Raw genomic sequence first — 1,162 nt, forward strand, 5'->3', positions numbered from 1 at the left:
AGTTACTACCACTTAAAATTTTGGCGAGGAGGGGGTGCTGGAATACCACGCTAAGGGCAGCTTTCTTCTCGTCCTCGCTGAGTCCTGTGACGGGTGGAGACGTGGTAGTTACTTGAGGGGCGGGAGGATTAGGCGGACCTAATTTTGCAGCAATCATAACGGCGAGAATCGCTATAATTATGGACATTAACAGCCCTAAGGGCAATCGCATTTTCGCAAAAAATAACAAAACTGATGAATATAAACGTGTTGTTCTAAGGGGGAAGAGCCTATGTAGATATAGATCAAGACAATACAGAGTTGGCTTTAAACACTATCATTTGGTTAGCCGAGAAGCTGGTGAAGATCCTTTAAGAGCCCCTTTCTTTCAAGCCTTTGGATCTCGGTCCCTGTATATCTGTAAAGTATGTCGCCCTTGTCTGGCTGAAAGTCCCAGGGAGCGACTAGGACGAGGTCTCCCACCTTCATCCACATGCGCTTTTTGAGCTTTCCAGGGATCCTGCAAAGCCTGATTTTCCCGTCGCTGCAGAAGACTCTGGCTCTGTCGAAGCCCAGGAGCTGTTGTATGACGCATAGGAGGGTTGTCTGGCCATCGGGGAGGGGTATTTCGGATTCTTCTGTCTCTTCGGGTTCTTTGGGATTTTTACTCATACGTGGGTGAAGCTCGTATAAACTTATAAAGGTTTAGGTTTTTCTGCAATCCCCGAGAGGAGAAGTGAAAGTGAACTGGCTTTAGGATTGCTGGGCACTTGCCTGGCTCCCCTCGATGATTACAAGGTTGATCTGAACCACGTCGTCTGTGATCGTGTTCCCCCTAACGTACCTGCGCCTTCTTTCCCCTTTCTCCTTAGGCTTATAGCCTGGAGGACCGGATAACAGGAAGTATCCTTTCCTGGCTCCGGGTATGTCTGGTCTCATGGGCTCGCCTGCCCTGCCGGATCCTCCGCGTATTTGGAGCTTGACTCCAGGCCTGCCTATAAGCCCTCCATCAATGATGTCTCCGATCTTGTAGCCTATTAGTCTTGAAGCTTGATCTCCTTTGAGCTCAATCTGTTCAGCTTTTCCCGTTGTGGGGTCAGAGATTACGAGCTTGAACTCCGGCATATCGAACTCAGACCTACGTGAGCATTATATGATATAAAGATTTTTCGCGGGAGCCGGC

3 protein-coding genes are annotated in these 1,162 nt (G+C 49.0%); all 3 read right to left on the reverse strand.

Annotated features, from left to right (window positions below; all coding sequences use genetic code 11):
• A partial coding sequence (locus ACP5KC_RS10675) for a hypothetical protein (protein WP_428287588.1) occupies positions 1-205 on the reverse strand: 205 nt, incomplete at its 3' end.
• A gap of 119 nt (positions 206-324) precedes the next feature.
• Positions 325-651: a translation initiation factor aIF-1A gene (locus ACP5KC_RS10680; RefSeq protein WP_052884711.1), complete on the reverse strand. Its 327-nt coding sequence runs from the start codon at positions 649-651 to the stop codon at positions 325-327.
• Between the two features lie 81 nt (positions 652-732).
• Positions 733-1,104: a 30S ribosomal protein S6e gene (locus ACP5KC_RS10685; protein WP_052884710.1), complete on the reverse strand. Its 372-nt coding sequence runs from the start codon at positions 1,102-1,104 to the stop codon at positions 733-735.
• Between the last annotated feature and the right edge of the window lie 58 nt (positions 1,105-1,162).

This window comes from Infirmifilum sp., from assembly GCF_049970975.1.
Lineage (GTDB): Archaea > Thermoproteota > Thermoprotei > Thermofilales > Thermofilaceae > Thermofilum > Thermofilum uzonense.

Coding starts and splice junctions, on each gene's coding strand:
- ACP5KC_RS10680 (WP_052884711.1), bottom strand. CDS start 651: ATGAGTAAAAATCCCAAAGAACCCGAAGAGACAGAAGAATCCGAAATA.
- ACP5KC_RS10685 (WP_052884710.1), bottom strand. CDS start 1,104: ATGCCGGAGTTCAAGCTCGTAATCTCTGACCCCACAACGGGAAAAGCT.